The following is a 699-nucleotide window of genomic DNA, read 5'->3' on the forward strand; positions in this document are numbered from 1 at the left end:
TGACGTCCTTGTCGTAGAATTGTGGCATGTCCCGTTACCGGCTTTATCCGGCCGTCGAGCGGGCGGCTGTGATGGAAGTCCATTGCGGGCATGCGCGGTATGTGTGGAATCCTGCGGTGGAACAGCAGTCGTGGTGGAATCCGCGCCGTGGACCGGCGCCGGGATACCACGAGCAGTCCCGGCAGTTGACCAAGACGCGGCGCGACAGTCCGTGGCTGGCGGCCGGGCCGCAGACCGTTCAGTAGCAGTAGCAGGCGTTGCGTGATTTCGCGACGGCAATGGCGAACTTCTTCCGGGGTTCGCATCGCAGGCCGTCGTTTCGGAGGCGCGGCCGGTCGGTGGGTTTCCGGATCATCGTGGTGAAACCCGCCGATGTTCGGCGGGTGGACCGTCGCTGGTCCGGGGTGTGTGTTCCCAGGGGCGGGTGGGTGCGGTTGCGGTGTGGCCGTATTCGGGTGGAGGCGTTGCCGATCGGGACCATGATCCGTTCGGCCCGTGGCACGGTCGAGGAGCCGGGCCGGCATGTGCGGCAGAAAGCCGGGCTGAACCGGGGCATTCTCGCTCACGGCTGGGGGTTGCTTGTCGCCCGGTTGGAACAGAAAGCCCCCGGCCGGGGCGAGAAGATCAACCCTGCGTGGACGTCGCAGACCTGTAACACCTGCGGGATTCGGGATGGGGAGGCGCGTGAGAACCACGCCG

The 699-nt window shown here is 66.5% G+C and carries 2 protein-coding genes; both read left to right on the plus strand.

Going from position 1 to position 699, the window contains the following annotated elements:
- The first annotated feature begins 26 nt into the window (after nucleotides 1-26).
- Nucleotides 27-245: a helix-turn-helix domain-containing protein gene (locus NBZ83_RS34715; protein WP_498041102.1), complete on the plus strand. Its 219-nt coding sequence runs from the start codon at nucleotides 27-29 to the stop codon at nucleotides 243-245.
- A gap of 234 nt (nucleotides 246-479) precedes the next feature.
- Nucleotides 480-699 (plus strand): zinc ribbon domain-containing protein (locus NBZ83_RS34720; RefSeq protein WP_498041103.1); only part of this gene is annotated, 220 nt, incomplete at its 3' end.

Origin of the sequence: Frankia gtarii (assembly GCF_025403375.1) — a bacterium.
Taxonomy (GTDB): Bacteria; Actinomycetota; Actinomycetes; order Frankiales; family Frankiaceae; genus Frankia; species Frankia gtarii.